Origin of the sequence: Amycolatopsis sp. NBC_00345, assembly GCF_036116635.1 — a bacterium.
Classification (GTDB): Bacteria; Actinomycetota; Actinomycetes; order Mycobacteriales; family Pseudonocardiaceae; genus Amycolatopsis.
This window is the reverse complement of record NZ_CP107995.1, coordinates 5,817,215-5,843,823: the sequence shown is the minus strand read 5'-3', so window position 1 is coordinate 5,843,823 and position 26,609 is coordinate 5,817,215. Positions and strand designations below refer to the sequence as shown.

The following is a 26,609-nucleotide window of genomic DNA, read 5'->3' as shown; positions in this document are numbered from 1 at the left end:
AGGAGGATCCCGTGGAGGACGTTCTTGTGGCGGTGCATGCCCTCGATCCCCTTACCGGGGCAGGCTTGGTGGCCTGCCTGAGCGGACGGCAGGGCATGGTTGTCGGCCGCGGGGAGACCCGGCGGCGGGCCGACGTCATCGTCGCCGCCTTCGACGAGCTGGACCCGGCGGCGGTCGCCGAACTCGAGGCCGCGATCGGCGCGGAGACCAAACCCGTTGTCCTGCTGATGGATCCGGCGGAGGAGGTCGAGCTGCCGTCCGCGCTCGAACCGTCGGTGGTCGCGGTGCTGCCCCGCGCGGCCGTCACCGACGACCGGCTGCCGCGGTGCGTCCGCGCGGCCGCGGTGGACACGGCCGCGCTCCGGTTGCTGGCGCAGGCCAGGAGAACGCGGCGCGGCGGGCCGATCCCGGCCCGCAAGCACGTGCTCTCCCAGCGCGAGGTCGCGGTGGTCCGGCTGATGGCGGAAGGCTGTGACACCAACGAGATAGCCCGTCGCATGCGTTACGCCGACCACACCGTGAAGAACATCATCTACTCGTTGACCCACCGGCTGGGGCTCCGCAACCGGTCGCACGCGGTCGCTTATGCGTTGCGCGCCGGGATCATCTGAGGCGGAGAACCGTTCAGGCACCACTGCAGCCGGCACTGACTCTTCAGTGCCGGCTGTGTTTTCCTTGGCCAGTGCGGTTTTGTGAAGGCTTACGCGTCGGTGCGCAGGCGCGCCCAGAGTTCGCCGTCCTGTCGTCCGGAGTTCGCGCCGAAGCCGGCGCCGGACCCGGGCAGGACCTCGCGCAGCTGCGCCTCGCGCTGGAAGCCGACGGCCTTCGCCAAATGCTGGCTGGGAATGTCGTCCGCCCGGATGACCAGCTCGACCCGGTGGATTCCCTGGGAGAAGCAGAATTCGCTCAACGCGCGCGCCACGCGGGTCCCGACGCCCCGGTCGCGAACGTCTTCACAGACCCAGAAGCTGAGCTCGGCGACGTCGCGGCGCCGCGTCACGTGGATGACCGCGCCGCCCAGTAGTTCGTCCGTGGCTGGGTCGGCCACCGCGTAGCTGAGCCGGTCCGGGTCGGGCGACGGCCGGGAACCGATCTCCCGCACCCACTCCAGCATGCCCTTGGTGGTCAGGTCGGCCGGGGTGCCCGCCATGAAGGCGCGGGTCTCCGGGTCACGGCCGTTGGTCACCAGGCTGGGCACGTCCGCCACGCGGTAGGGGCGCAGGAGCAGTCCGTCCGCCGAAGCGTCGTAGGCGGTGGGAAAGTCCATTGTGGTTCCAATCCGTGGAGGAGCCGGCATGGGTCGCATGAGCGGCTCGGCCGGCTTCAGGCCGGGCCACGACGCCAGTGGGCGTCCGGGCGATGCCGGCGGCGCCGACACGACCGGATGGGTCTGGCTGGTCGTCGTCACTCTCAGTCGCCTCCGTCGCCGGTGATCCCGAGCGGTCAGCGCACCCGGCAGCCGGGAAGGTGCAGCTGTGAGGCAGCAGCCATTCGGCTGCGGCCTCGCCGGTGTCGATCTCCTGTTATGGTGCCTTCGATCGACGTTTTTCCAGTCTGCCGAGCCGCGTTCCACGTGCGGTCAGCGTTCGGTCAACACCGTCGTTGACCAGGCACCGGGCTCGTCTCGGCCGGACTGGCCGCAGGGCCGTGGGGGCGTCCCAGAACGCAACCGCGGGGGGTGGCAAGTGGGAGAGCCGGAAGACGGCACCGTCGGCTACCCGGCCGTCCCGGAAGCCGGCGGACCGGATCCCGCGGGCGACCTCTCCGAACCGTTGCGGGTCGCCGTACTGGGCGCGATGCTCGTGTACCGGGACGGCCGTGAGGTCAGCGCGGGGCCGCCGCAGCAGCAGGCCATGCTCGCGTACCTGCTCCTGCAGTCGGGCCACACCGTCTCGGCCCGGCAGATCGTGGACGCCGTCTGGGAGTTCCCGCCGGCCGGCGGCGGCATCCGCACCCTCCGCACTTACGCCTGGCGGCTGCGGCGGCTGCTGGAACCCGATCCGTCCCAGCCACGCGTGCTGGTTTCGCACGGTGACGGCTACCGGTTCCTCGTCCCGCCGGACGCGCTGGACGTGCAGCGCGCCGAAACGTTGATCCGCCGCGCCGCGACGGCTCGTGGCGAGGGGCTGCTGAGACAGGCCTGCGCGCTGCTCACCGAGGCCCTCGGCCTGTGGCGGGGGGAGCCGCTGGCCGGCGTGCCGGGGCCGTTCGCCGAGATGCAGCGGGACCGGCTCGGCGAGCTGCGCCTCGTGGCGCTGGAGGAGCAGCTCGACCTTCAGCTCCGCCTCGACGGCGAGATGTTCGCGACCTCGGCGCTGACCGAGCTCACGGCCGCGTACCCCCTGCGCGAACGTCCGCACGGGCTGCTGATGCGCGCGCTGCAGCTGGCCGGCCGCCAGGCCGACGCGCTCGCGGTGTACGCCCGCTTCCGCCGCCGGATCGTCGACGAGCTCGGCGTGGAGCCGGGCCCGGAACTGGCCGCCGTGCACGCCGCCATCCTGGCCGGGGGGACCGGCCACGGCGAGCGGGAGGCGAACGGCGGGGAACCGGCCGAAGACACCGAAACCGGGGACGCGGCAGCGAGCGAGGACGCCCCCGCCACCGCGCCGCCGGAGAGATCGGTGCGGGCGCCCCTGCCCGTGCCCCGCCAGCTGCCGCCCACCCTCCCGGACTTCGTCGGCCGCACCGCGGGCCTGTACCGGCTGCTCGCGCTGTTGACCGAAACCGGGCGGGACACCCCGGCCGTCGTGGCGGTGGCCGGGATGGGGGGCATCGGCAAGACGTCGCTCGCCCTGTGCGCCGCGCACCGGGTCCGCTCGGCCTACCCCGACGGGCAGCTGCACGCCGACCTGGGCGGGGAGGGGGAGAACCCGGCCGGGCCGAGCACCGTGCTGGCCGGGTTCCTGACCTCGCTGGGCATCGCGCCCGAGGCGGTGCCCGAGCGGCTGGAGGACCGGCGTGCGCTCCTGCGCTCCCTGCTGGACGGCCGGCGGGTGCTGCTGGTGCTGGACAACGTCCGTGACGCGGCCCAGGTCAGGGACATGATCCCCAGCTCGCCGGAGTGCGGGGTCATCCTCACGACGCGGGCCGTGCCGGTCGGGCTGCCGCTCACGGCCCACCTCGCCCTGGACGCCTTCGCCCCCGAAGAAGCACTCGACCTGCTGGTCGCGGTGATCGGCGCCGAGCGGGTCGCGGCCGAGCCGGCCCAGGCCCGCCGCCTGGTCCAGGCGTGCGGGCTGCTGCCGCTGGCCGTGCGCATCGTGGCGAACCGCCTGTCGGCCCGGCCCGGCTGGACCATCCGGGCACTGGCGGACCGGGTGGACAACGAGCGCCGCCGGCTCAGCGAACTGCGGGTGGGCGACCTCGCCATCGGGGCCGTCTTCGAGCTGAGTTACCAGCAGCTGTCCCTCGCCCAGGCGCTGGCGTTCCGGCTCCTGTCCGTCCCCGGCGCGGCGACCGTCTCGCTCGGCTCGGCGGCCGCCCTGCTCGGCGCGCCGGAGGCCACCGCGGAACTCCTGCTGGAGTCGTTGGTGGACGCGGCGTTGCTGGAGTCACCGGAGCCCGGCCGCTACCACTATCACGCCCTGGTGCGGGCCTACGCCGCGCAGCGCGCCGCCGAGCGGCCGGACGAAGAGGCCGACGTCGCCCTGCGCGCGCTGCTCGAGCACCTGCTGGCCACCTCGTGCGCGGCGCTGGCCCACGTCGTCCCGGGGGATCCGGTCGCGAACCTGGTGGGGCCCCTGCCCATGCCGGGGCTGACGTTCCCCGACATCCACGCCGCCCGGACCTGGGCGAACGAAGAATTCGAGATCGTCACGGCGGTCGCGCGCCGCGCCGCGGCCTCGCCGAGCACCCGGGATCCCGGACGGCTGCGTGTCGCCGCGGACCTCCTGCTGTGCACCAGCCCGCTCAGCCACGACACGCGTTACCCCCGGCTCGCCGACACCGCGGACCTGGTGCGCGAGGCCGCGCAACGCTGCGGCGACGAGCCCAGCGCGGCCCGGGCGTTGCTGATCCTCGCCATCGCGGCGCTGCGCGCTTCCCGCCCGGCCGAAGCCGCCCGGCACGCCCGCGCGGCCGTCGAAATCTCCCGCCGCACCGGCGAACGGGACATCTTGCGGCAGGCGCTCAACGATCTCGGCGTGGCCTGCCAGTACCTGCGCCGTTTCGAGGAAGCACTGGCCTGTTACGACGAGTCCGTCGCGCTGGCCCGCGAGCTCGGCCACCGTTCGGCGGAGGCGGCGACCACGTTGAACGCCGGACTGGCCAGGGTCCGCAGCGGGCGCGCCGCCGAGGCGGTGCCCTCGTGCGAGTCCGCGCTGGCACTGACCGACAGCCTCGGCGACCGGCCGGGCAAGGCCTCCGGGCACTACGTCCTGGGCCTGGCCCTGCACGAGCTCGGGCGGTACGACGAGGCCGTCGCGCACTTCACGGCCTGCTTGGTCACCAGCCGGGCTTCCAGCCTGCCGGACCGCGCGTCGCAGTCGCTGTACCGGCTCGCGGAAACCTTGCGGGTGATGGGACGGTACGACGAGGCGGAGAAGTACGCCGCCGAATCCGTTGAGAATTGCGAAGAACTCGGCATCGAACGGGACCTCGCCCACGCACTCACCGTGCTCGGGCGAACACTGGGCCAGCGCGGCGAAACCGACGCGGCACTGGCCCACCTGCGGCGTGCGCACACGCTGTTCGTCCGCCTCGGCCTGCCCGACGCCGACGACGTGCTGGCCCTGCTCAACGAAGCAGACGACCGGCTCGTCGGGTGAGCATTCCCGGCCCGGGATTCGCGTTACCCACACGCAATTCCGGCCGCCTGGTGGTAACGGGCAGTCCTTTGTGCCTGTTAGTACCGCGGTGGTGGAACCGGCGAGCGGGCGTGGGCATCATCGAAAGAGCGAGTCTCGGGAACCGCGCCAGTTACGGGTATCACAGAAAAGGGTGGGATCGGTGTCTGACACCAAAAGCAGTGCGTGGCGGTACAGGATCTTGGCCGGCGCGGCGGCCGTCGCGCTGATGGGCCTGGCCGGTGGGACGGTGTACACCGCCGTCGGCGCGGAAACGCACCAGCACCAGAGCGCGAGCGGGCCGACCGGCGACCACAAGGACACCTACGTCGGCTCCGACACCGGTGGCGCCAAATCCTGACGTGGCAGGTGAATCGGCCGGTCCGGAGCGTATCTTCACGGTACGTACCGGACCGGTCACGGCTTACCCCGGTCCCGCCAGCTAGCCTGCACCGTTGTGGAAGTCATCGACTCGATCAAGGACCCGAGGATCAGCGCGGCGCGGGCGCTGGGCACGCGGCCCGGCCGGCTGGCCGCCGGGCGATGCCTGGTCGAGGGGATCGGGTTGATCCGGCAGGCGCTGGCCGCCGGGGCCGAAGTGGACTACGTGCTGCGGTCGGCCACGGCGGCGGAGGCGGCGCTGCCCGGGGTGACCGTGCACGTGGTGCGGGACGGCTTGCTGCGCAAGGTGACCGGCAGCGCGAAGCCGGTCGACTGGCTGGCGGTGGCCGTGCTGCCCGCGGAGACCGGGCCGGCTGAGCCGTACGGGGACTTCGCGGTGGTGTGCGAGCAGGTGGCCGATCCGGGCAACCTCGGCACCATCGTGCGCACCGCGCGAGCCCTGGGTGTGCGGGACGTCGTGGTCACCGACCCGGCGACGGACCTGTCCTCCCGGCGGGTGCTGGACGCGGCTCGCGGCGCGGTGCTCGGCTGCCGGGTCCGCCGGTTCGACACTACCGAGGACGCGCTGAAAGCGTTGCGGGACAATGGTTTTCAGATCGTGGTGACCTCGCCGCGGGGCAGCCACGTGCAGTCCATGGCGCCGCTGCGCGGACGGAAGGTCGCCCTCGTCGTCGGCAACGAGACCGAAGGCGTCACGCCGGAGACGCTGGCCGGCGCCGATCTGGCGGTGCGGATCCCGATGGCCGGCGCGGTCGAGTCGCTCAACGTCGGCGTGGCCACCGGTATCAGCATCTACGAGCTGCGGATGAGGATGATCCTGACCATGTTGACCGACCGGATCCGGGACAGCCTCGGCCGCAATCTCGGCGTTACCGCGCAACTGGTCCGCGCGGCCTTCGACGCGCAGCCGGGTGAGTTCGGCGAGCTGGACAGCGCGCAGGTGGTGCTGTTGATGGTGGTGGTCTGCGAGCGCAGCACGCCGGTCGACCAGCTGCGGCGGGACCTCGGCGCGACCGAGGACGAACTCGCCGAACTGGTGCGTCCGTTGCGGGAGCGCGGATATCTGACCGGAGACGGCGACGCGGTGACCATCACCCGCGACGGGGAACAGGCCGTCGCTGCATTGTGGACGGTGCAGGAGCGGGTGGAGGAAGACCTCTACGCCGGGTTCACTCCGGCCGAACGCGATCAGTTGCACGAGCTGCTCGGCCGCGTCCGGCAGAACGCGATCCGCTTGCGTGCGGCGACGGCTGCGGGTGGTCCCGAGCTGGGCTGACAGGCCTCGCGGGTCCGGCTGTTCGCGCGCCGCCTTTGCGGGTCAGGCGGCCGTTTGCCCGGCGGGTTGGGTGAGGAATCCTTGCAGCAGAACGCAAAGCCACTTCGGCTGTTCCAGCGGGACCAGGTGGGCGGCACTGGGGGCGACGACCGGCCCGCTTGCGCCGATGGCGTCGGCCAGTGCGCGGCCGCCGGTGGAGAAGTCCGGCAGGTCGTGCTCGCCGACCGCGACCAGGGTTCGTGACGCCAGCGGCCGCAGCCCGGCGAGGTCTGGGTCAGTGGCGCGCGGGGGTTCGCCGTGGGCTTGCCGCAGGAGCAGGTTGCCGCGTTGCATCCGGGCGGCGTGCGTCCGGATTTCCGGGGAAGCCTTGGGCCCGAGCCAGGTCTCGACGGCGACGCGGACCGCGCCTTCGAGATCGCGGGCCGCGAGCGCGGTTCGTTCACGGTGCCACGCGAGGTCGAGGCCTTCCGTCGCGGGCTGGTCGTGGGGGCGGTATCCGATGAGCACCAGTCCCTCCACCCGTTCCGGCGCCGTTGCCGCGGTCTGCAGCGCGACCAGGGCGCCGAGTGAGTTGCCGACCAGGCTGAAGCGGCCGGCCCCGAGCTGGTCGAGGGTGCTCAGCACGTCCTGCGCGGGCTCGGCCCCGTGGCCGTCCGGGAGCACCGCCTCGCCGTAGCCGGGCAGGTCGAGCGCGATCGCGCGGTAACCGGCGGCGGCCAGGCGCGGCAGGTGGTCACGCCACATGGAGCGGTCGGCGGGACGGGCGTGGAGCAGGACCACCGCCGGGCCCGACCCAGCCTCGTCGTAGGGGAGCAGCATGGGGTTTCCTTTTCGTTGATGGGGTTCAGGCGGGCAACGCGATCACAGCTGGCGATTTCCCTTGTCCGGAAAGGCATCCAGCTGACGCAGCAGGATCAGCCCGTCCTCACTGGGGCTGCCCGGCTCGGCGCTGTACACGGAAACGTGTTGTCCCGGCGCGCTGGTCACGGCCAGCGCTTCGTAGTGCAGGTACAGCTCCCCGACCTGGGGATGGTGGAAGTGCTTGTCCTCGTGGGTGCGCGGGCGGACCTCGTACCGCGCCCACAACGTCGCGAACGCCGGGCTGCGCACGCTCAGCCGGCCGACGACGGCCTCGATCCGGCGGTCACCGGGGAATCGCGCGGCCGAGGCGCGCAGGTTGTTCACCGCCGTGGCGGACGCAGTATCCCAGTCGACGTAGAACTCGCGGGCGCACGGATCGAGGAAGATCATCCGGAGCAGGTTGTCGAACCGGGCGAAACCCGCGTAGAGCCGCTCGGCCAGCGCGTTGGCGGCCAGCACGTCCTGGGCGGACCCGACCGCGAACGCGGGCACGTCGTCCAGCCGGTCCAGCAACCGCACCAGTTCCGGACCGGCCTCGGCCACCGGGTCCGGCGCCGGCAGCGGGGTGGGCAGGCCGAGCTGGAACAGGTGCGCGGCCGCGGCTTCGTCCAGGCGCAACGCCCGCGCGATCGCGTGCAGGACTTGGTCGGACGGATGCCGCTCGCGGCCCTGCTCCAGGCGCACGTAGTAGTCGGTGCTCACTCCGGCCATCAGCGCGACCTCGTCCCGGCGCAGCCCGGGCACCCGCCGTGAACCGTCGTCGGGCAGCCCGGTCGCCGCCGGGGTGACCTCGTCCCGGCGCGCCCTCAGGTAGTCGCCTAGCTCGTTGCCTCGTTCCACGCTGACCACGGTAAACGAGGTCCGGACGGCGGGGATGGGTGTGACGCACCCTCCCAGCGGCCGGCCGCGTTCACCGATTGGCGGCCAGCACGGCCGCGAGGCCCTCTTGCAGATCTTTGACGAAATACTCGCGAACCTCCAGCGACGGGAAATGTCCCCCGCGTTCGGGCGAACGCCATCGGACGATCTGCCGGTACCGCTCCTGTGCCCAGGCGCGCGGATACTTCTCGATGTCGCGGGGATACATGCTGATTGCCGCCGGGACGTCGACCCGGAGTTCGGGATCGAGCGAGTTGTGGCTTTCGTAGTAGATGCGGGCCGCTGATGCACCGGTCCGTGTCAGCCAATACAGGGTGACGTCGTCGAGAATTCGGTCTATCGAAATCGTCTCGAACGGGCTGTCTTCGGTGTCCGACCACTCGGCGAACTTGTCCAGGATCCAGGCGAGCAGCCCGACCGGTGAGTCGACGAGCGAGTAGCCGATGGTCTGCGGCCGGGTCGCCTGCTGCTTCGCGTACGCCGCGCGGTTGCGCCAGAAATCGCGGGTTTCCTCGGTCCACTGGCGCTCGACCGCGGTCAGCCCGTCCGTGGTCAACCCGGGCGGTCCCTCCGCGAACGTGGTGTGGATGCCGAGTACGTGCGCCGGGAACCGGCCGGCGAGAACCGTGGTGATATTGCCTCCCCAGTCGCCGCCGTGGGCGACGAACTCGCGGTAGCCGAGCCGTCCCATCAGTTCCACCCAGGCGGCCGCGATCTTTTCGGTTCCCCATCCGGTGGTGGCCGGTTTGTCGCTGTAACCAAAGCCTGGCAACGACGGGACCACGACGTGGAACGCCGGCGCGTCCGCATCTTCCGGATCTGCCAGCTCGTCTACCACGTCGATGAACTCGGCAATGCTGCCCGGCCAGCCGTGCGTCAGGATCAGCGGAGTGGCATCCGCGCGCGCGGATCGGCGGTGCAGGAAGTGGATTCCCAGATCGTCAATGGTCGTGCGGAACTGGCCGATCCGGTTGAGGCGCTCTTCGAACGACCGCCAGTCGTACCCGGTGCGCCAGTAGTTCACGACATCAACGAGGTCGGCGAGCGGAACGCCCTGGTCCCATCGGCGAGGGCCGGGCGCGGCGCGATAGACCGTCTCGGCTTCCGGCAGTCGCGCGGCCGCCAGTCGCGCGCGCAGATCGTCGAGGTCGGCGTCAGGTGCGTGGGCTTCGAATGCTTGAACGTCACTGGTCGGACGGGGCATGAGACCTCCTGGTCGTCGTGGAACCGGCTTAGACGGTTCTAGCAGGCCGCCTTGCCTTTGTGCAACCTGCTAAGGTGGTTCCATGCGTGTCGAGTTCCCTGACTTTCGCCTGGGTAGCGTGCTGGCGACCAGCTTCACGGGGACTCTGTCGGAGCGACATGGCGACGCGGTGGAGCGCATTCCCACGCCGCGCCGGCTCGTCGACTGGCTGGCGGTGAGCGGCCTCGCCGTGGACTCGTGCACCGCTGCCCAGCTCGACCTCGCTCGGGAGCTGAGGGAGTCGATCCACGCCGCCGCGACCGCGGCCGCGAGCCAGGACGCTCTCCCGGCGTCCGCTGTCCAGGTCATCAATGACCGCAGTGCTCAGGGCCGGCCCGCGGCTGTCCTGACGCCCGAGGGTGAGCGGCGCTGGCGGCTCAGCTCGGCTTCCTCCGTGGAAGACGCCCTCAGCGTGATCGCCGCCGACGCGATCAGCATCATCGCCGGCGAACGAGATGGAAAATTGGCCTTGTGCGCCTCGCCGACCTGTCAAGCCGCCTTCTTCGACACCAGTCAAAGCCGCACCCGCAAATGGTGTGACATGAACACGTGTGGGAATCGTCAGAAGAAAGCGCGCTTCAATGCCAACCGGCGCAAGGACCCCGGATCGGCGGAGTGACCGTTTTCCGGCCCGATCATAGTTCTACCGAATCACCGTACAAGAATCGTACAAACGCCCGCTGAACCGCAGTTTGACACTTCCGGAAGAAGCGTGCGGAAATGGTGCCATGCGAATCTCCCGAATGGTTCCCCTGGTGCTGGCCGTGGTCGCCGGCGCGCTGGTGATACCCGGCACCGCCAGCGCCGCCTACAGCGACCCGCTGACGACCACGGCCAAGCAGAGCCTGGTGTGGCACGCCACGCCGCCCGCCGCGTTGACCGCGCTGGACAACGCGCTGCCCAACGTCAGCCTCAACACCGTGGTCAACGACCCGAGCTATCCGACGACCGGCTGCACGAGCGCGGAAAAGGCCTCGCTGCCGAAGGCGCCGGCGGCCACCACGTCGTTCTGCTGGGACGCCGACCGCGCGGGCACCGCGACCTGGTCTCCGCAGGGCATCACCACGTCCGGCGACGCCGACGACGACGGCATGTGGGGCGCGGACAAGATCATCCTGTCCGGCTGGCACGGCACCGACGCGCTCGGCCGCAACGACGACGCGCGGATCATGGCGGTCGACTACGACAAGCCGGCGGCGCCGACCAACCGCATGGTCTACCTCGCCGTGCCCACCAGCACCGGGTCCAGCTTCACCGCGGCGAAGGCGCACATGGGCGGGATGGCCTGGTACGGCGACAAGATCTACGTGACGGCGGTCGGCAACACCTCGACCGCGATCCGGGTATTCAGCACGACCCACCTCCTGCAGCTGACCGACACGACCTCGAACTCGATCGGCAAGACGTCGGGCGGCTATGCGGCGTACACGTACAAGTACGCGATGATGCAGGTCGGCTACTACTCGTACGCGGGCGGCACGTGCAGCATGACGTCCGACACCGGCGTGCCGTGCTTCTCGTCGATGTCCTTGGACCGCAGCACCTCCCCGGCCAGCGTGGTGACCACGGAGTACTTCTCCGACCAGAGCCGCCACGGCCGGCTCTACCGGTACGCGATGGGGACGGACTACCTGCTCGCGACGTCGTCCGGCACGGCGCCGGCGACCGAGGCGTTCCGCAGCTCCGTGGGCAACATGCAGGGCGTCCTGTCCCACGGCGGCAAGTGGTACGTCGCGCACAGCTCGGCCACGCTCAACGGCCAGCTCTGGACCCAGACGACGGCCGAGAGCACCTCGGCGACCTGCGGGTCCCCTTCGACGACGGCCTGCTGGGCGGTTCACCCGGAAGCACTGACCTACGATTGGTCGACCGGCCTGGTGTGGTCGCAGTCGGAGTGGTCGACGGCCGACTGCACGGCGAAGGGCCAGACCTGCGGCCGGTCGGTGTTCGCGGTGCCGCTGTCTTCACTGGCGGCCTGACGTCGGACCCACCGGCGTCGCGTCCAGCGCTTCGCGGGCGCGACGCCGGAACCGTGGTTTGCTTGTCCAGGTCGATGAGGTGCTGACTTCGCGATGAGTTTCCGGACGCCCGGTTGTCTCTATCAGTGCGCCGGCGCGTCAACCGGCGGGACGGAGAACCTCATGCACCTCGCCACCAGGGCGGGCGCCGGCCGGGTGGCCCGGTGATGACGGCCACCAGCGCCGCGGAATTCGCGGAACTCGCCGGCCGCTATCGCCCGGAACTGCTCGCGCACTGTTACCGCATGCTCGGCTCCCTGCACGAGTCGGAAGACCTCGTGCAGGAGACCTACCTGCGCGCCTGGCGGTACTACGACCGGTTCGAGGGCCGTTCCTCGGTGCGGCTGTGGCTGTACAAGATCGCGACCACCACCTGCCTGACCGCGCTGAAGACCCGCGCGCGGCGACCGCTGCCGTCCGGTCTCAGCGCGCCGTCGGACGACGCCGGGGTGACGCTGGCCGGGCCGGAACCGGGCGTCCCCTGGCTGCAGCCGGCTCCCGACAGCCTGCTGCACGCCTCCACCGCCGACCCCGCGGCGATCGTGTCCGGCCGCAGCGGGGTGCGGCTGGCGTTCGTCGCGGCCCTCCAGCAGCTTTCCGCCCGGCAGCGCGCGGTCCTGATCCTGCGTGACGTCCTCGGCTGGCACGCGAAGGAGGTCGCCGAGATGCTCGACACCTCCGTCGCCGCGGTCAACAGCGCGCTGCAACGCGCCCGCGGCCAGCTGGCGCAGACCGGCCCGGTTTCCGACGACCTCGCCGAGCCCGCGGAACCCGAACTGCGGAACCTGCTCGACCGTTACGCGTCGGCCTTCGAGCACTCGGACGTCGCCGCGCTGGCTGCCCTGCTGCGCGCCGACGTCGAGCTGGAAATGCCCCCGATTCGCACCTGGTTCACCGGCCGCGACGTGGTGTGCGCGTTCCTCGCCCGGGTGGTGCTGCCGATCCCGGACCACTGGCGCATGGTCCCCACGCGAGCCAACGGCGCGCCCGCCGTCGCCGTGTACGAGCGCGCCACCGATGGCCTCTTCCGCGCTTACGGGGTGCAGGTCTTTTCGCTGATCGGCGGGCAGATCGCGCGTATCAACGCCTTCCTCGACCCGAGCCTGGTCACGGCCTTCGAGCTGCCCGAGGTGTTCACGGCACCGAGCGCTGCCCGGATGTGAACGGTACCGAGCGGACTGCGCTCGGCGGTGCGGCCCGGTATCTGGCGCGGAGCGTCCGGCTGGTGCGCGCCGCCGACCTGTCGGCGCCCACCCCGTGCCCGGGCTGGGATCTCGGCCGGCTCCTCGGCCACGTCCGGTCCTCTTTGGCGGATCTCACCGAGGTGCTGACGGGGTGTTCTCCCCTGGACGGCCCGGACGCCGATCCGGTGGCGGCCGTCCGCGCCCGCACCGTCGACCTGCTGGTCGCGTGGGCCGTCGCGCCACGGGCCGGCTGGTGTCAGGTGGGGGATCGGCGGGTTCGCCCGGAGATCGTCGTGTACACCGCCGCCGCGGAAATGGTCCTGCATGCCTGGGACATCTCGCGGGCCTGCGGGGCGGACCACCCCATTCCCGCCGAACTGGCGACGAGCCTGCTTGACGTGTCGCCACCGCTGGCCGCTGTCGCGGGCCGGGTTTTCGCCGCACCACTGGGTGAGATGAGTTCCGGCGAGCTCGATTGTCTCTATTCGGGCGGCTCGATCCGCCACCCGGGACAGAGGAGATCACCAGCATGACGAGCATCGCGGACAAAACAGTCCTGATCACCGGGAGCAGCCGCGGCATCGGACGGGCGCTCGTCGAGGAAGCGTTGCGGAGGGGCGCGAAGCGGGTGTACGCCGGTATGCGGCAGCCCCTCTCGCACCCAGACGGACGGGTCACGCCGCTGGCTCTGGACGTGACCGACGCGGCGCAGATCCAGCGGGCCGCCCAGGACATCAAGACTCTCGATGTCCTGGTCAACAACGCGGGCATCGCGTCCTATGACGACCTCAGCGACCGTTCGGTCCTCCAGCAGCACCTCGCCGTCAACCTCTTCGGCACCCACAGCGTGACGCAGGCCTTCCTGCCGGCGCTGAGGCTTTCCGGGGGAGCTGTCGTCAACAATCTGTCGGTCAACGCTTTCGCGCCGTTGCCGCTCATTCCGGCCTACTCGATCTCCAAGGCGGCCGCGTTTTCCATGACGCAATCGCTGCGCGCGCTGGTCGCCGAACAGGGCGTCAGCGTGTACGCCGTCCTGACCGGCATCGTGGACACCGAGATGTCACGGGGCGTCGACCTGCCGAAAGCTTCCCCGGAGTCCGTGGCGCGCAACATCTTCGACGGCGTGGAGAAAGGCGAGGAGGACATCTTCCCCGACGCCATGGCGGAGTCCCAGGCCGAGAGCTGGCGCACCAGCGCGGCGAAGGAACTCGAGCGTCAGTACGCGATGGTCGCGTCGGCCAGTGCCGTTCGATCGTGAAATCGGCCGTGGGAGAGCCGGAAATGTTGCTGGAAAACAAGAACGCGGTCATCTATGGGGCCGCGGGCGCGGCCGGCGGTGCGGCGGCCCGCGCTTTCGCCCGTGAAGGGGCGCGGGTCTTCCTGACCGGCCGGGACCTCGGTGCGCTCGACGCGCTGGCCAAGGAGATCGTGGCCGCCGGTGGGGTAGCCGAGACGGCGGTGGTCGACGCGCTGGACGAGGAGGCCGTCGAGAAGCACTTCGACGCGGCCGGACGGATCGACATCTCCTTCAACGCCATCGGGATTCGGCAGCCGGGCCTGCAGGGGATCCCGCTCACCGAGTTGCCGGTGGCGAGTTTCCTCCGGCCGGTCACGACGTATGCCCAGGCGCATTTCGTGACCGCCAGGGCCGCCGCGCGCCGGATGACGGTCCAGCGGTCCGGGGTGATTCTGATGCACACGGCGGAACCGGCCCGCGTGGGCGTCCCGATGCTCGGCGGGATGGGGCCGGCCTGGGCCGCGCTCGAAGCCCTCAACCGGGAGCTTTCGGTGGAATGCGCGCTACGGGGTGCGGGCCGTCTGCTTGCGTACCACCGGAATGGTCGAGACCTCGACGATCGATGTCGTCTTCGGGCTGCACGCCGACGCGCTCGGCGTCACGAAAGAGCAGTTCACGACCACGATTTCCGAGACGGCCCACCGCAAACGCGCGACCACGCTGGCGGAGTTCGCCGAGGTGGCCGCTTTCGTGGCTTCCGACCGGGCGGCCGCGATGACGGGCACGGTCGCGAACCTGACCGGCGGGGTCATCGTCGACTGAGTTCGGTCCAGACCCTGGGATGTGGAGGATTTTGATGGCTGTGGATCTGAAGGCGCACGCGGAACGGCTCCGCGAGCTGCACGGAGTGGGTTCGACCAGTGCGGAAATGCTGGTGCTGCCCAATGTCTGGGACGCGGCCAGCGCGGCGGTCGTGGCCGAAGCCGGTTTTCCCGCGATCGCCACCGCCAGCGCCGCCGTTTCGGCGATGCTCGGCTATCCCGACGGCGAGGGGGCGCCGTGGCCGGAGATGTTCGCCGCGGCCGGCCGGGTCGCCCGCGCGGTTTCGGTGCCGGTCACGGTGGACGCCGAGGCGGGGTACGGCCTGCGGCCGCGTGAGCTGGTGGACCGGCTGTTGGAGATCGGTGTGGTCGGCTGCAACCTGGAGGACACCGATCACCGGGCGGGTGGCCTGGTGGAGGCGGGCGCGCAGGCCGAGCGGCTGGCCGGCGTCCGCGCCGCCGCGGACGAGGCCGGCGTCTCGATCGTGGTCAACGCCCGCATCGACGCCTTCCTGCCCACCGGCGGGATACCGGAGCCGGACCGGCTGGCGGAAGCGGTCCGGCGAGGCCGGCTTTACCGGACCGCCGGCGTCGACTGCCTCTACCCGATCGGCGTACGCGACAAGGGCGTCCTCGCCACTTTGGTCGCCGAACTGCCCGGGCCGGTCAACGGAAACAGCGGCGGGGACCTGGACCTGGCCACGCTCCGGTCGCTGGGCGTGGCCAGGGTTTCCTATGGCCCGGGTTTCTACCGCGCGGCGATGGCGGAGCTGAAAGCCGCGGTCGAGAAGCTGCGGGGCTGAGCTGCTGAGGCCCCGGAGCTGTCTGTCCATAAAGGACTCATCGCTTCGGGGCTCGGGCTCGGTCGAGTTTTTTTGTCGTACCTGTCGGGTAGCTTCCTGCGCATGGCACTTTCGGTGGAAGAACGTGAAGAATTCCTGGCCGAGCCGCACATCGGCGCGCTGTCGGTGGTGGAGCGGCCTGATCGTGCGCCGCTGACGATCCCCATCTGGTACCAGTACACCCCAGGCGGGGAGTTGTGGATACGCACGCCACCCGGCTCTCGGAAGGCCCGCGCGATCGCCGCGGCCGGCCGGTTCAGCCTGATGGTGCAGCGGACCGAGCCGACCGTTCGTTACGTGTCGGTGGAAGGACCGGTGCTCAGGACCGGGCCGGACAGTCACGAGCTGGCGTGGGAGATGGCTGCGCGGTATCTGCCACCGGACAAGGTGGCCGGTTTTGTGGAGTACGAACGGAGTCAGATCGGTGAGCACGTCGCGCTCTACCTGCGGCCGGAACGGTGGCTGTCGGCTGACCTGGGGCCGGGCTGATCGGGCCGCGCCGCGCTGGGCTGGGCCGCGCCGCGCTGGGCTGGGCCGCGCTGGGCTGGCCTGGGGCCGGGCTGATCGGGCCGGGCCGACCTGGGGCTGGGCTGGCCTGGGGCCGGGCCGATCGGGCCGCGCCGGGCCCGGCGATCGTCTGTCGCCGGGCAACCGGCCGCGCCGGGCTCCGGCTCGGCCTGCAGCGCCCCAATGTGGCGTTGGTTGCGCTGGACGCACCCAATGCGGCGTTGGTTGCGTTGAACGCACCGAACGCCACATTGAGGTTTTCTCGGTGGGGCTGGGTGGGGTGTGTGTTGTCGTGGGGTGAGGTGTGGGGCCGCTGGTAGGGCTGGGTTTGTGAGGACCGGGTCCGTGAGTTCAGCGGTCCTACGTGATTTCGTCTGGTGCCACGTTTGATGTGGCGCGTGAGTTGGCCCTGTTCGTCGCCGGTGGCTGTGTGCCGGGGTCAGGCGGCTGCCTCGCGCCCGGCCCCGCCTGCGGTGTCTCTCGCCCGGCTCTCGTGCAGTGGCGGTGGCGTTGTCGCATACACCCGCCCGGTCGGTGTGGTGATCGTGCCTTCACCGCCAGGCGCCGTGGTGCAGGACCAGCCTGGTTCATCTTTGAGGCGATGGTGTCGCCGACAACGCGGGCCAAGGTTGTCTTCGGCGGTCTGGCCGCCCTGTGCGAAGTCCCGGGTGTGGTCGATATCGCTGAACTGCGACGGACGACGACAGCCCGGGTGCTGGCACACCCGGTCCCGCACCTGCACCAGGTCCGCGAGCGCGGCGGGTGGCCGGTAGCGGGTCCGGCCGACACTGAGCACCTGCCCGGTATCAGATTCGGTGATGATCCGCCGCCACACCGAGTTCGAGTCCGCGAGCCTGTCACTTTTTTTGTGTAAGCTAGAGGTGATTGCTTACATTTGTAGGTTATCAGAAGAGTATGCGTCCGGGGAAGATGTCGATCAGTGTGTTGAGTGCCACCTTCCAGCCGCGTGTTCCGGTTCCTGATTCACCACCGCGTTGACTGGATATGTTGCGGAGTCCGAGGTAGAGAAGTTTCATTGCGGCGTCTTTGTCGGGGAAGTGGCCGCGATTCTTGGTGATTTTGCGGAGTTGGAAGTTGATAGACTCGATGGCGTTGGTGGTGTAGACGATTTTGCGGAGTTCGGGTGGGTAGTCGAGGAATGGGATGAACTCGTCCCATGCGTTGTGCCACACGTCGACAGCGCCCGGGTATTGGGTACCGAATTGTTTGTCGAATTCGGCCAGGCCGAGCTCGGCTGCTTCGAGAGTGGGTGCGGTATAGATTTCTTTCATCGCTTTGACGATCTTCTTGCGGTCGCCGTAGGACACGAATCGCATCGCGTTGCGGATGACGTGCACAACACAAGTCTGCACGACAGTGTCCGGGAAGATCGCGTGAATCGCGTCGGGCAGGCCAGTCAGTCCGTCGCAGCAGGCGATGAGGATGTCCTTGACACCTCGGTTACGCAGGTCGGACAAGACTTTCTGCCAGAACTTCGCTCCTTCGGTGTCCTGGATCCAGCATCCCAGGGCGTGCTTGCGGCCGTCCACGTCGACCCCGATGGCCAGGTAAGCGACCTTGGTGGTGACGACCCCGTTGTCCTTGACCCGGATCCGGATTCCGTCGACATACAGGATCGGATAAACCTCGTCCAGCGGGCGCGATTGCCATGCTTTGATCTCGTCGACCACCACGTCGGTGATATTCGAGATCAATTCCCGAGACGCGTTCACGCCATACACTTCACGTAAATGCGCCTCGATATCACGTGTCGTCATACCGCGCGAATAGAGCGACAGGATCATGTCATCAATGTTGCCGATACGCCGTGCTCGTTTCGGCACGATAGCCGGTTCGAACGAGCCATTCCGGTCACGAGGTACCTCAATATCGACCGGGCCATTCGTGGTCGACACAGTTTTCCGGGACTTTCCGTTACGAGAATTTCCGGACCCATGACCTGCCGGGTCACCGGCATCGTAGCCCAAATGGTCGGTCAACTCGGCCTGCAAAGCGCGTTCCAGCACCGCTTTGGTCATCTGATTCAGCAGGCCGTCCACGCCGTCGATCGGCGTGCCGGCCGATTTCGCGTCCTTCAGCAACGCGTCAATCGCAGACGGCGAGAACGCGTCCGCGAGCCGCCGCGCCGCCGTCTCGTCACCCTCACGAGACGATGTGTCCTGAGTCACTCGGTGTCCTTTCCGACCGCCAAACCAGCGAGTCGATCTTGGTACACCTCTGACTTACACGGTTGTCATGACACGCCCGAGTCCGCCGCGAGCGCCCGCGCCAGCCACGCCGGAACCGTGCCACAACCCGACAACTCGGCGGGATCCTCGTTCAACCCGGCCAGCGTCAAAAGGTCCACATAGACATAGACAACGGGCTTGATGCCGCTCTCGCCCGGCGCCCGGTTCAGCAGCCGATCAACCAGGACATCCGAGCGCAGTTGATCCAGTGTCCGGGACTCGCCTCCGCGACGGAGCTTCCGTGCTTGGTGGTCGAGGGAGGTGTAGATCGCCGAGGCTTGTTCCACGGGCAGATCACACAGCAACGTGGACATGGTCTCGTCCTGATGAACCAGGCACACACTGCGATCGCGCCGCCGCGCCCGGGATCTTCGCTCATATCCTTCGGCGTCCACCTTCTGCACCACCCGATTCACGGCGGCCCGTAACGACGACGGATTCTTCCCCGTCAACCGGGTCGCCACAATAGCGTCGACCTGGCGAGCCATTTCATCGGACAAGGCGATGGTCGGCTCGAATATCATTCGCGCTTTGAAACCATCGATCTCCCCACGCTGGAACGCCGCGAACGTTGCCGGGAGCCGGGTTGTCAGTGCCTGCGCCAACGCGACATCGGCCCCGGTGCGCCGTTCTGTCATCGACAACTCCAACGCCAACTCGGCCGCGACGGACCGGGCAGAACCACCTGTCGCCGCGAACAACGCGACATCAGCAGCCTGCTCGGCCTCCAGCTGCGCCACTCGAATGGCCCGTTCATGAATCCGAGACAAAACATCGGAAGCGTCATGCAAAGAAGAATCCCCATAGCAGCTCACCCTGTAATTCTACCGACGCCACCCATTGAAAACGTCACCGAATCGAGTGAACAAATAATCTTCATATCCAACTATTACGTTACTGAGAAAACCGCAGTCTGCTACCGCAGAGTCCCGGCCGCGATGATCGCGGCGTTGCTCAGCGCCGGCGTCGCCGCCACCCCATCGTCCAAACTCGACAAAGCGATGCGACAGGCCAGTGGGCGATCACCGTCGACGGCAAGGCGTTACGCGGATCTCGCACCGTCGCCACTGCCACGCGGCACGTGATGGCGGCCTGCCGGGTGCGCGAACGTCTCGCCGCGGTCGGCGACGTCGAGACCGGGCAGCTGGCGACCAGCGAGACACGGTGAACCGCCTCACCGACGAGCGCTGACGCGGCTACCCGTTCGCCTCGCGGTGGACACACCGGAGGTGGTACCGGCGCCGCCGGCCCGCACGACGTGCGCGAACTCGACGTCGTTCCCGGAGCAGACGGCGAAACCCGCGGGTGACGCGGCGACGTACTCGGCGACACGGGCCGTGGTCTCCCCGCTGATCTTCGGCCCGGCGGCCGACCGCAGCCCGGCCAGCTCGGCGTCCGCGCCGAGTGTCGTGTCGAGCTCGGCGTAGTAACGGCGGACCGCCGCGGGTGACGCCGGCAGGTAGTACGGGTGATCGCGGCGAGCGCTCGCCGCCCCGGGGAAACATCAGTACCGGACGTCGCTCGCCAGTAGCGCTTGGTACACAGTGGACGGTTCGCCGTCGACGGTGGCGCCGGCGAACTGGAGCATCGCCCGGCCGGCGCCGTGCATCGGGGCCGGGTAGTCCAGGGTCGGGGCCGAGACCTCGTCCAGGGTGCGGAGGTGATCGGGGGTGAGGGCCAGTTCGAGGGCGGCGAGATTGTCCTGAAGGTGCTCGACGCGCCGGGCGCCGACGATGGGCACGACGGTGCCTTTCCTGGCCCGCAGCCAAGCCAGCGACACCGCGGCCGAGGTGGTGCCGAGCTCGTCGGCGATGGCGGCCACGGCGTCGATGACCGTGAACTGGTCCTCGTCGGGGCTGCCGATGAACGCCGTGCGAGCGGAGTCGGCCACCTGGGCGCCCCGCCGGTACTTGCCGGACAGGAAGCCGTTCTTGAGCGGGCCCCACGGAACCAGCGCCAGGCCCTGATCAAGCGCGAGCGGGGCGAGTTCACCCTCGACGGTGCGGGCCAGCAGGGAGTACTCGACCTGCAGCGCGATCAGCGGGGTCCAGCTCTTCAGCAACGCCGTGGTCTGGGCCTGCGCCGTGACCCAGGCCGGGGTGTTGGAGAAGCCGATATACCGGATCTTGCCGGCGCGGACCAGGTCGTCGAGGGTGCGCAGGGTTTCCTCGATCGGGGTGTTCCGGTCCCAATTGTGCAACCAGTACAGGTCGAGGTGGTCGGTCCGCAGCCGGCGCAGCGACTCGTCGAGCTGGGCGATGATCGACGTGCGGCCGGCACCACCGCCGTTGGGGTCGCCGGGGAACATGTTGAAGAAGAACTTCGACGCCAGCACCACGTGCTCGCGCTGCCCCGGGCGTGCGGCGAAGTAGTCGCCGAGGATCTTCTCGGAGTGGCCGTTGGTGTAGAAGTTCGCGGTGTCGACGAAATTCCCGCCGAGATCGAGATAGGTCGAGAGGATCTTCTCCGACTCCTCGACGCCGCACCCGACGCTGCCGGGATCGTCGCCGAAGGTCATTGCGCCGAGGGCGAACGGGCTGACCCGGAGCCCGGAGCGGCCGAGGGTGACGTAGTGATCGAGCGACATGAGGATGGCTCCAGTGCTGGTCGAAATGGTCCTCTTCATCGAAGCGCGAGCGGGCCGGCCACGGTAGGTCGATCCGCTTCGATGATTGCCCGATCCGATCAGCCTCGCCCCGATCGGGCTTGTCAAGGCCGCTCCGGGATGCTTCCGTGAGGCATGCAGACCACCTCCGGTCTCCTCGACGAGATCCGCGGCAGCATCGCGGCCCATGCCCGATCGGACGGCCGGACGCCGATCGACGGACTGCACCTGTCTAAAGTGGACAGCGAGGAGCCGCACCACTCACTGACCGAGCCGCTGCTGGTCGTCATGGCCCAGGGCGGCAAACGCCTGCTGCTCGGTGAGCAGGTGTACGAGTACCGGGCGGGACAATGCCTGGTGGTCACCACCGACCTGCCCGTGACCGGCCACTTCCTCGACGCCGGCCCGCAGGCCCCTTCGCTGGCCATGGGGCTGGCGCTGCGCCCGGCCACGATCGCCCCGCTGCTGCTGGCCGCACCCGCCGGCCGGTGGTCGCGGACCGCGGCGGAACTGCCCGCGATGGCGACCGGCGAGGCCGGCCCCGACCTGCTCGACGCGGTGACCCGACTACTGCGGCTGCTCGACCATCCCGAGGACGCGCCCGTGCTCGCCCCGATGGTGGAACGCGAGATCGTCTGGCGGCTGCTCACCGGCCCGCACGGCGGGCTGGTCCGCCAAGCCGGCCTGGCCGACAGCACCCTGTCCCACGTCGGCCGGGCCATCCGGTGGATCCGGGAGAACTACGCCGAACCGGTCCGGATCGAGGCCCTCGCCCAGCTGGCCGGGATGAGCGCTTCCGCGTTCCACCGGCACTTCCGCGCCGTCACCGCGATGAGCCCGCTGCAGTTCCAGAAGCGCATCCGGCTCCAGGAAGCCCGCTCGCTGCTGGTCTCCCACGCGGGCGACATCGCCGGCGTCGGGCACCTCGTCGGGTACGACAGCCCCTCGCAGTTCAACCGGGAGTACCGCCGCCAGTTCGGCGCCCCGCCCGGGCAGGACGCCGCGCGGCTGCGCACGGACCCCGGCCCGGGCGAGGTCCGGCACCTGCCCTGACCGGCCGGGTGGCGCGGGTCAGCTCGTGGCGTTGGCCGGAGGTCCGTACAAACCGGCAGGACCGACCGGAAGTCCCAGCAGGGACAGGAAGTTGGCGTAGATCAGCCGGCTGCCGAAGGCTTCGGCGGTGCCGGGCTGGAAGATGTCCGACAGGACGGTGCTGGTGTGGCAGCCGGGGTTCGGCGCCTGGCCGTCAAGCCGGTCGTCCAGCCAGCTCAGCGCGCCGCCGACCCCGGTGAGCAGGGCGATCCCGTGTTCCGCGAGCAGGTCGCGGTTGTAGGTGATGGTGGCCCCGTTCGCACAGAAGTTCTGCACCATGCTGTCGACGCCCTTGATGGGCAGGACCTCGTCGAACACACCGTGGTACAGGTACATCGGTGCCGCAGGGGTGTGCTGGCCGGGCGAGTCGTCCGCGATGACCTGCTTGACTTCGGGCAGGGCGAGCAACTGGGCGAGCGGGACCGTCGTGAAGGTGTCGATGTTCGCGAACAGGAAGTTCAGTGCCGCTTCCGTCACGCACATGTGTTTCAGGGACTCGATGGCCTTCTTGCCTTTGTCGTTGGCGTACTGCAGGAGCACGTCGGTGATCGCCGGGTAGGCCTCGGACAGGCCGGCGATCGCGCTGGCGGCCAGGCTCGCGAACGGGCCGCCGTTGAAGTTGGTGATGACGCCGGGGAAATCGTTTCCGAGGGAGCCGCCGGCCGCGCTGCCGCGGATGGTGAGCTCGGGCGCGTAGGCGGGCTGGGCTTCGGCGGCGCCGTTGGTGGCGACGGCTCCGCCGGAATAGCCGAACATCCCCACCGGCGTCTGCTTTCCGCCCAGGCCCAACGGTGTGAAGCCCTCTGCCGCGCGGATTCCGTCGAGTACCGCCTGCCCGGCTTGCCGAGTCGCGCCGAAGGCGGCGTTCGGGCCTTCGTAGTCGGGGATGCTGACGGCGTACCCCTTCACCAGCAGCGCGTTCACCAGGAGGATCTCGGCCTGCCCGGCGATGGTGGTGATCGGGTTCCCGGCGGTGATCGTGCGGGACGGCGCGCAGTCCGGGTCCGCGCTGTCGGTCGCGTACTGGTAGCTGACCAGCGGGCGTTTCGGATCCGGCGTCGCTCCAGCGGGCAGCAGCACCGTCGAAACCGTGGCTTCGGGATTCCCGAGCTGGTCGGTGGTGCGGTACAGCAGCTGCCACGCCTGCGCTCGCTGTGGCACCAGGCTGAACAGCGAGGCCTGGGTTTCCCGTGACTTCAGGATCGTGCCCGGCGCGGCCGACTCGTACCCGGCGGGCGGGGTGTAGAACGCGTCGCCCGAGCTGCTCGCGGGGGCCGGAGTGGCTTGCGCGGGAACAAGACCTGCGGCCGCGGTCACCACCCATGCGGTCAGTAGTGCGGCAGTCGCCAACGAACGCTTCATAACGCCTCCAGGGCCGAAGCTTTACCGGTCACATGCGGTCACGAAACCCCGGCACCCGCCCTGGCCACCGGTGCCCGTACTCGTGTGGGCCGGCTGACCGACAGACTGCGCAGGCTGCCGACCGGGAGGATGCTACTCACCAGTTTGAATCAGAGTCAATATTGACTCTGATTCAAACTGTTAGGGTCGACCGGTGCCAAGACCAGCCCGGGTGCGTGCCCGACCGGCGAAACCCGACCCCCGCGTCCTGCTGCTCGACGTCGGCACACGCCTGTTCGTCCGGCACGGGTACGACCACGTGTCCATCGACGACATCACCGCCGAGGCCGGGCTGGCCAAAGGCCTGCTGTACTACTACTTCCCCAGTAAACGCGCGCTGTACGTCGAGACCGTCCGTGCCGCCGCCGAGGAGCTGGCTCGCTGCACGACACCGGACCCCGGCGTGCCCGCGGCGCAGCGGACCGCCGCGGTCCTCGCCGCGCTGATCACCTGGGCGGACAGTTACGGCGAGGCGCTGCGGATCCTGCTCGGCCAAGGCGCCGGGGCCGATCCGGAGTTGCAGGAGATCATGGGGCGCGCCCGGCAGAAGCAGGTCGACCTGATGCTGGCCGGGATGAGCGACGCCCGGGTGGAGCTCGGCCTGCCGCCCATCCGGGAGAGCGAGGTGGTGCGTTATGCCGTCCGGGGCTGGATCGGGTTCATCGAAGGCGTTCTCGCGGACTGGCTCGTGCGGCGGGATCTCCCCCAGGACCAGTTGCTGGACTTGATGCTGCACGCCGCGGGCGGTGCGCTCTCGGCCGCGCGCAAGGCCGCGACCCCGGAAACCGGGCACCGCCGAAACCGACCACGCGACCTCACGGAGGACCATTGACCAGCGTCACCACCAAACAAGGGGACGTCCGCGGGTACGCCTCCGACGAGGGTGTCCTTGTCTTCAAAGGCATCCCCTACGCCGCGCCGCCGGTCGGCCCGAACCGCTTCCAGCCGCCGCAGCCGCCCGAGCCGTGGACAGCGCCGCGCGACGCCACCCGTTACGGACCCACCGCGCCGCAAGAGGACGGCGGGGAAGGACCGCTGGCCGAGATGGCGCCCCGGGTGGTCATCCCCGGCGACGACTACCTCAACCTCAACGTCTGGACCCCGGACACCGCCGGCCGGCTCCCGGTCATGGTCTTCATCCACGGCGGCTCGTTCACCAGTGGCTCCGGCTCGCTCTCCGGCTATGACGGGACCCGCTTCGCCCGTGACGGGGTCGTGCTGGTGACCCTCAACTACCGGCTCGGCGCGGACGGCTTCCTCTGGTTCGGCCAGGGCACCCCGAATCTCGGCCTGCTCGACCAGATCGCCGCGCTGGCCTGGGTCCGCGACAACATCGGCGGCTTCGGCGGCGACCCCGGCAACGTCACCATCTTCGGCGAGTCCGCCGGCGCGATGAGCGTGTGCACCCTGCTCGCCATGCCCGCCGCGGAAGGCCTGTTCCACCGGGCCATCGCCGAGTCCGGCGCCGGCCACAGCACCATCACCCCGGCCACCGCCCGGCTGATCGGCACCCGGCTGGCCGCGATCCTGGACGTCGAGCCGACCCGCGAGGCGATCGCCCGCGTCCCCGTGGCACGGCTGCTCGCGGCGCAGGCGCAGCTCGGCCAGGAGGTCATCGCGAGCCCGAGCACAAAACGGTGGGGCGAGGTCGCCCGCAACGTGATGCCCTTCGAGCCGGTCGTGGACGGCGACCTGCTGCCGGCCACGCCCATCGAGCGCATCGCGGCGGGCGCGGGCCGGCAGGTCGACGTGCTCATCGGCACCAACAGCGAGGAGGCCCGGCTCTTCCTGATCCCCACCGGCGCCGACGCGAAGATCAGCGCTCCCATCGTCCACGCCGCGGCGCTGCGCTATCGGCTGCCGGCCTTCCGCGCGGTCCGCAGTTATCGCACCGGCCGCCCGGGCGCCACCCCGGGCGACCTGCTCTCCGCGATCGTGACCGACTGGTACTACCGGATTCCCGCGCTGCGCCTCGCGGAAGCACACCCGGGCACCTTTGTGTACGAATGCGCCTGGCGCTCGCCCGCCTTCGACAACAAGCTCGGCGCCTGCCATGTCGTCGAACTCCCCTTCGTCTTCGACAATCTCGACGACCCCGGATTCGCGCCCTTGCTCGGAGACCAGCCGCCGCGGCAATTGGCCGACGCCATGCACAAAGCCTGGGTGGACTTCGCCGCCACCGGCGACCCCGGCTGGCCCGCCTACTCCCCGGGTCACCGCGTCGCCATGCGTTTCGACACCGACTCGGCCACCACCGTCGACGACCACGCCGTCGAACGCGTCCTTTGGAATGGGCGGCGCTGAGGAAACACCCGTAGCACCTTTCACAGCTCGCTCGAAGCTTCCGCATACCACCGGCCCAGGAGCCGCGGCCAAAGTCGCAGGTGTCAGCAACCGGACGACCTGACCCGGTATTCGGCCACAGGAGGCTTCCGATGGGCTTGTTCTCCCTCCTCATCCTTGTTGTGCTCGCCGGCGGCCTGATCGCCGCTTTCCGCAGGCGGTCCGGTGCCTCCGGGGGCGGCTTTCCCCTGGCGGAGCAGCAGGACGCCGCGGCCGAGGCCCGCCGCTGGGTCGACCGGCTCGGTGCCGGGATCACGAACCTCAGCGGCACGGGCAACACGGCCGCGACGCAGGCGCTGGCGGACGCGGCCGAGCGGCACAACGCGGCCGGCGCGGAGCTGGCGCAGGCCCGCTCGGCGACCCAATTCACGCTCGCGGGACAGACCGCGATCGAGGGCCTGCACTACATCCGCGCGGCCCGGGTCGCGCTCGGGATGGACCCTGGCCCCGAAGTCCCGGCCCTGGACCAAACCAAGGGCATCACCAGACGGCAGCGGGTCGTGGTCGGCAACCAGGAGCACTACGCCTCGTCCCAGCCGGGTGACGCCACGCCGTACTACTACCCCGGCGGCCGGGTCGGCGGCCGGTCGGTGCCGTCCGGCTGGTACAGCACGCCGTGGTGGAAAACGGCTCTGGTCGCCGGCGCGGCCGGGATCGGCGGGGCGCTGCTGTTCGACACCCTGCTCGACGGCTTCGGCGGCCACCACCACCTGTTCGGCCCAGGGCCCGGTGGGCCAGGAGGGTTCGGCGACTTCGGCGGGCCGTTCTGAGTCACCGGCACCGCCCGGAAGTACGCGCCCGGGAGCGAAAGTCCCCGATCTGAGTCCACTGTGGACTTTTACCGAAGGGCAGCACCCCCGCCGAT

General features: G+C 69.8%; 25 protein-coding genes and 1 pseudogene. 18 read left to right on the top strand and 8 right to left on the bottom strand.

Annotated features, from left to right (window positions below):
* The first annotated feature begins 11 nt into the window (after nucleotides 1–11).
* Entirely contained in the window at nucleotides 12–611 is a 600-nt protein-coding gene (locus OG943_RS26075; protein ID WP_328603545.1) for a helix-turn-helix transcriptional regulator, read from the top strand.
* A gap of 89 nt (nucleotides 612–700) precedes the next feature.
* Here the strand turns inward: OG943_RS26075 and OG943_RS26070 are convergent, their stop codons facing one another.
* Nucleotides 701–1,267: a GNAT family N-acetyltransferase gene (locus OG943_RS26070; RefSeq protein WP_328603544.1), complete on the bottom strand. Its 567-nt coding sequence runs from the start codon at nucleotides 1,265–1,267 to the stop codon at nucleotides 701–703.
* Nucleotides 1,268–1,685: 418 nt separating this feature from the next.
* Between OG943_RS26070 and OG943_RS26065 the strand changes: the two genes are divergently transcribed.
* The 3 genes from OG943_RS26065 to OG943_RS26055 all read left to right on the top strand — a co-directional run bounded on the left by OG943_RS26065 (nucleotide 1,686) and on the right by OG943_RS26055 (nucleotide 6,462).
* On the top strand, nucleotides 1,686–4,766 hold the full coding sequence (locus OG943_RS26065; RefSeq protein ID WP_328603543.1) for an AfsR/SARP family transcriptional regulator: 3,081 nt from the start codon (nucleotides 1,686–1,688) through the stop codon (nucleotides 4,764–4,766).
* 181 nt (nucleotides 4,767–4,947) lie between these two features.
* Nucleotides 4,948–5,145 carry a hypothetical protein gene (locus tag OG943_RS26060; protein ID WP_328603542.1) on the top strand — a complete coding sequence of 66 codons (198 nt, stop codon included), beginning with the start codon at nucleotides 4,948–4,950 and terminating at the stop codon, nucleotides 5,143–5,145.
* A gap of 96 nt (nucleotides 5,146–5,241) precedes the next feature.
* Nucleotides 5,242–6,462, top strand: a complete 1,221-nt coding sequence (locus OG943_RS26055) for a TrmH family RNA methyltransferase (protein WP_328603541.1) — start codon at nucleotides 5,242–5,244, stop codon at nucleotides 6,460–6,462.
* Nucleotides 6,463–6,504: 42 nt separating this feature from the next.
* Here the strand turns inward: OG943_RS26055 and OG943_RS26050 are convergent, their stop codons facing one another.
* The 3 genes from OG943_RS26050 to OG943_RS26040 all read right to left on the bottom strand — a co-directional run bounded on the left by OG943_RS26050 (nucleotide 6,505) and on the right by OG943_RS26040 (nucleotide 9,406).
* Nucleotides 6,505–7,281 (bottom strand): alpha/beta fold hydrolase, encoded by a 777-nt coding sequence (locus OG943_RS26050; RefSeq protein ID WP_328603540.1) that lies wholly within the window; start codon nucleotides 7,279–7,281, stop codon nucleotides 6,505–6,507.
* A gap of 42 nt (nucleotides 7,282–7,323) precedes the next feature.
* Entirely contained in the window at nucleotides 7,324–8,163 is an 840-nt protein-coding gene (locus OG943_RS26045; RefSeq protein WP_328603539.1) for a helix-turn-helix domain-containing protein, read from the bottom strand.
* Nucleotides 8,164–8,233: 70 nt separating this feature from the next.
* Nucleotides 8,234–9,406, bottom strand: a complete 1,173-nt coding sequence (locus OG943_RS26040) for an epoxide hydrolase family protein (protein WP_328603538.1) — start codon at nucleotides 9,404–9,406, stop codon at nucleotides 8,234–8,236.
* Between the two features lie 82 nt (nucleotides 9,407–9,488).
* Between OG943_RS26040 and OG943_RS26035 the strand changes: the two genes are divergently transcribed.
* From OG943_RS26035 to OG943_RS25995, 9 genes and pseudogenes are all read left to right on the top strand, one after another.
* Nucleotides 9,489–10,064, top strand: coding sequence for a CGNR zinc finger domain-containing protein (locus OG943_RS26035; RefSeq protein ID WP_328603537.1), 576 nt, complete (start codon nucleotides 9,489–9,491; stop codon nucleotides 10,062–10,064).
* A gap of 109 nt (nucleotides 10,065–10,173) precedes the next feature.
* Nucleotides 10,174–11,424 (top strand): hypothetical protein, encoded by a 1,251-nt coding sequence (locus OG943_RS26030; protein ID WP_328603536.1) that lies wholly within the window; start codon nucleotides 10,174–10,176, stop codon nucleotides 11,422–11,424.
* 206 nt (nucleotides 11,425–11,630) lie between these two features.
* On the top strand, nucleotides 11,631–12,626 hold the full coding sequence (locus tag OG943_RS26025; RefSeq protein WP_328603535.1) for a sigma-70 family RNA polymerase sigma factor: 996 nt from the start codon (nucleotides 11,631–11,633) through the stop codon (nucleotides 12,624–12,626).
* Entirely contained in the window at nucleotides 12,623–13,180 is a 558-nt protein-coding gene (locus OG943_RS26020; protein ID WP_328603534.1) for a maleylpyruvate isomerase family mycothiol-dependent enzyme, read from the top strand. Before OG943_RS26025 ends, OG943_RS26020 begins: the two co-directional genes overlap by 4 nt.
* Nucleotides 13,177–13,905, top strand: a complete 729-nt coding sequence (locus OG943_RS26015; RefSeq protein WP_328603533.1) for an SDR family NAD(P)-dependent oxidoreductase — start codon at nucleotides 13,177–13,179, stop codon at nucleotides 13,903–13,905. The genes OG943_RS26020 and OG943_RS26015 overlap by 4 nt, the downstream gene beginning before the upstream one ends.
* A 23-nt stretch (nucleotides 13,906–13,928) precedes the next feature.
* Nucleotides 13,929–14,396: pseudogene (locus OG943_RS26010) on the top strand (SDR family NAD(P)-dependent oxidoreductase); the annotation flags it as partial.
* A gap of 73 nt (nucleotides 14,397–14,469) precedes the next feature.
* Nucleotides 14,470–14,706 (top strand): hypothetical protein, encoded by a 237-nt coding sequence (locus OG943_RS26005; protein WP_328612370.1) that lies wholly within the window; start codon nucleotides 14,470–14,472, stop codon nucleotides 14,704–14,706.
* 34 nt (nucleotides 14,707–14,740) lie between these two features.
* Nucleotides 14,741–15,508, top strand: coding sequence for an isocitrate lyase/PEP mutase family protein (locus OG943_RS26000; protein WP_442874564.1), 768 nt, complete (start codon nucleotides 14,741–14,743; stop codon nucleotides 15,506–15,508).
* 102 nt (nucleotides 15,509–15,610) lie between these two features.
* Nucleotides 15,611–16,036, top strand: coding sequence for a pyridoxamine 5'-phosphate oxidase family protein (locus tag OG943_RS25995; protein WP_328612151.1), 426 nt, complete (start codon nucleotides 15,611–15,613; stop codon nucleotides 16,034–16,036).
* Between the two features lie 923 nt (nucleotides 16,037–16,959).
* Here OG943_RS25995 and OG943_RS25990 read toward each other — a convergent pair.
* Both OG943_RS25990 and OG943_RS25985 read right to left on the bottom strand, forming a co-directional pair.
* Nucleotides 16,960–18,243 (bottom strand): IS256 family transposase, encoded by a 1,284-nt coding sequence (locus tag OG943_RS25990; protein WP_328603532.1) that lies wholly within the window; start codon nucleotides 18,241–18,243, stop codon nucleotides 16,960–16,962.
* 65 nt (nucleotides 18,244–18,308) lie between these two features.
* A complete protein-coding gene (locus OG943_RS25985) occupies nucleotides 18,309–19,043 on the bottom strand; it encodes a DUF222 domain-containing protein (protein ID WP_328603531.1) in 735 nt (244 codons plus the stop codon).
* A gap of 474 nt (nucleotides 19,044–19,517) precedes the next feature.
* On the opposite strand from OG943_RS25985, the gene OG943_RS25980 reads away from it, so the two are divergent.
* Entirely contained in the window at nucleotides 19,518–19,730 is a 213-nt protein-coding gene (locus OG943_RS25980; RefSeq protein WP_328603530.1) for a hypothetical protein, read from the top strand.
* Nucleotides 19,731–19,807: 77 nt separating this feature from the next.
* On the opposite strand, the gene OG943_RS25975 is transcribed toward OG943_RS25980, so the two are convergent.
* Entirely contained in the window at nucleotides 19,808–20,890 is a 1,083-nt protein-coding gene (locus OG943_RS25975; protein WP_328603529.1) for an aldo/keto reductase, read from the bottom strand.
* 153 nt (nucleotides 20,891–21,043) lie between these two features.
* On the opposite strand from OG943_RS25975, the gene OG943_RS25970 reads away from it, so the two are divergent.
* On the top strand, nucleotides 21,044–21,961 hold the full coding sequence (locus OG943_RS25970) for an AraC family transcriptional regulator (RefSeq protein ID WP_328603528.1): 918 nt from the start codon (nucleotides 21,044–21,046) through the stop codon (nucleotides 21,959–21,961).
* Between the two features lie 18 nt (nucleotides 21,962–21,979).
* Here OG943_RS25970 and OG943_RS25965 read toward each other — a convergent pair whose 3' ends face one another.
* Nucleotides 21,980–23,362 carry a lipase family protein gene (locus OG943_RS25965; RefSeq protein ID WP_328603527.1) on the bottom strand — a complete coding sequence of 461 codons (1,383 nt, stop codon included), beginning with the start codon at nucleotides 23,360–23,362 and terminating at the stop codon, nucleotides 21,980–21,982.
* Nucleotides 23,363–23,573: 211 nt separating this feature from the next.
* Here OG943_RS25965 and OG943_RS25960 point away from each other — a divergent pair, with 211 nt between their 5' ends.
* The 3 genes from OG943_RS25960 to OG943_RS25950 all read left to right on the top strand — a co-directional run bounded on the left by OG943_RS25960 (nucleotide 23,574) and on the right by OG943_RS25950 (nucleotide 26,514).
* Nucleotides 23,574–24,233 carry a TetR/AcrR family transcriptional regulator gene (locus tag OG943_RS25960; protein WP_328603526.1) on the top strand — a complete coding sequence of 220 codons (660 nt, stop codon included), beginning with the start codon at nucleotides 23,574–23,576 and terminating at the stop codon, nucleotides 24,231–24,233.
* Nucleotides 24,230–25,705: a carboxylesterase/lipase family protein gene (locus OG943_RS25955; RefSeq protein WP_328603525.1), complete on the top strand. Its 1,476-nt coding sequence runs from the start codon at nucleotides 24,230–24,232 to the stop codon at nucleotides 25,703–25,705. The genes OG943_RS25960 and OG943_RS25955 overlap by 4 nt, the downstream gene beginning before the upstream one ends.
* A gap of 131 nt (nucleotides 25,706–25,836) precedes the next feature.
* Nucleotides 25,837–26,514, top strand: a complete 678-nt coding sequence (locus OG943_RS25950; protein ID WP_328603524.1) for a hypothetical protein — start codon at nucleotides 25,837–25,839, stop codon at nucleotides 26,512–26,514.
* Nucleotides 26,515–26,609 lie beyond the last annotated feature (95 nt).